We start from the raw sequence: 1904 nt of genomic DNA, 5'->3' as shown, positions 1-1904 counted from the left end.
GAAGTGTCCGGGCTGGTCGTAGACCATGGCGCGAGTCTCGGTGACCGCCAGGTCGTTGACGAGGTCCCATCCCAGCCCGAGTGCCTTGGCGACCGCGGACACGCTGGTGCGGTCGATCGCCAGACGCTGCAGGATCCAGCGGCTGCAGCGGCGGGTGGTCTTGGCCCGCGGCTCGGCCAACGCCGGCATGCGTTGCTGGAAGATCCTCGTGCCGCAGTCATCGTTGTCGCAGACAAAGCGTGGTACCCGCACGTGCAGTCTGGTGGGATGTCCGACGATCGGTAGATCCGTGACCTTCCGCTGGACGTGGTCGCGCAGGCGCCCCGCCATCCCGCACTCGGCGCAGATCGGGTCGAGTGTGACCGGGGCGCAGAACAGGTGCGTGAGCTCGTCGGCCACGGCGGCGTCGGTGATCGTCACCCCGAGCTCGACGGTGCGGCAGATGGTGTCGGCAAGCAGGCTGGCGGTAGCGTTCAAAGCGGGTCCTGGGGTGTTCGATGCGTGGCGTGAGAACCTGCATCGTCACACGCCCCAGGACCCCTACATTTTGTGCCTCACCGCATCACCGGCGAACCCCAGCTACGCACTCCGGATCCGGAAGGGCCACTTATCGCTCGGCTACAGGACGCCGGTCGTGGTCCAAATCGTCGATGGTCAAGGTAGGCCTCTTTCCAGGAGGTAGTGCAGAGTCAGCTGCTGACCGAGCCATAGAAGTGCAGGATCGGCGGCTGGTTCTCGGTATCGAGCGACTCCGACATGTCTAGGGTGCCGTCGGTAAGCGCTGCTCCGAGGCGGTCGACGGTGTCGGCGAGATCGTGGGTTTCGATCTCGTACATTGTCAGATACCTAGTCGGCGGGGCGCCAGAAGCATCGACAAGTTGTTCTTCGGCATACCGGTAACGTTTTCCCGAGACCACACCAGCAATTCGGTCAACGACTTGCGGTATGTGGATGTCGTCATACCAGCGGTTGAACTCGTCCTCCAGATTGTCCTTGGGCTGGACGTGGGCTATCAGAATTGCGCGAACTATGTTATCGGGCATTGTTGATGTCCTTCCAGTGTGAGGTTTCGCTACTGTGGCCGTAGCGAGGCTCGTCGCAGCTTTCCAACTTCGTTGCGCGGAAGCGCATCGACGAAGGTAACGACACGCGGCGATGCATACTTGCCCACATGTTGTGCGACAAGGTCTTTGAGTTGGCGGGTTAGTTCGTCGACGTCTATTCCGGGTTGTGGAGCCACTACGACGGCTCGCACCACATCACCGCGAGCATGATCGGCGTAGGCGACCGCGGCAGCTTCTGTGATTGCGGGGTGCTTGAGAATCGCATCCTCCACCTCGACCGGACTCACGTTATGTCCAGAGGTGATGATCATGTCGTCCGCTCGTCCCTCGATCATCCATCGCCCCTCGCCGTCGATGCGGGCTCGGTCTTCGGTGACAAAGACCTCACCGTGCCAACTTTGCTGCCACTGCGCAGGGGCATTTTCGTAACCTGCGGACATCTGATGCCGCGGTCGACGAACGGCGATGAGCCCGGGCTCATCTGCAAGCGATGGCGAACCGTCTGGGCCGACTAGAAAGGGATCGAAGCCCGGAATCGGGTGGGTGAGCATTCCCGGTCGTGCTGTCGGGCCGGGCCCGAAAGCGTCCCCTAGAACCATGCCGACCTCCGAGAGACCGTATCCGTTGCGGACTATCGGCGCGCCGGTCGATTCCCAGGAACTGGCCACAGTAGCGGTGAGCGGTTCACCTGCGGCGGCGACTGTGCGCAGCGTCTGAGGCACCCCGATCTCCGAAAACACCGGAGCCAGCCGACGGATCGCCGATGGTGCCGTCGCGAGCACACTCGCCTTGGTCTCGACAGCGACCCGGTGCCATGCTTGGGGATTGAAGGGTCCTGAG

Annotated in this window: 3 protein-coding genes; all 3 read right to left on the bottom strand. The window is 62.6% G+C overall.

Annotation, left to right across the window (positions count from 1 at the left end; translation table 11 throughout):
- The coding region (locus GSI01S_RS19345) for an ISL3 family transposase (protein WP_006898362.1) at nucleotides 1-477 on the bottom strand (477 nt) is incomplete at its 3' end.
- A gap of 212 nt (nucleotides 478-689) precedes the next feature.
- Nucleotides 690-1043: a hypothetical protein gene (locus GSI01S_RS19340; RefSeq protein ID WP_006898361.1), complete on the bottom strand. Its 354-nt coding sequence runs from the start codon at nucleotides 1041-1043 to the stop codon at nucleotides 690-692.
- A 29-nt stretch (nucleotides 1044-1072) separates the two neighbouring features.
- Nucleotides 1073-1904, bottom strand: an 832-nt coding sequence (locus tag GSI01S_RS19955; RefSeq protein ID WP_006898360.1) for an AMP-binding enzyme, incomplete at its 5' end; no start/stop codon positions are given.

This window comes from Gordonia sihwensis NBRC 108236 (genome assembly GCF_000333035.1).
GTDB lineage: Bacteria > Actinomycetota > Actinomycetes > Mycobacteriales > Mycobacteriaceae > Gordonia > Gordonia sihwensis.
This window is presented reverse-complemented; position numbering and strand designations above follow the sequence as displayed.

What these genes read in the sequence shown, in the direction of transcription:
- GSI01S_RS19340 (WP_006898361.1), bottom strand. Translation starts at nt 1,043, where the DNA reads ATGCCCGATAACATAGTTCGCGCAATTCTGATAGCCCACGTCCAGCCC.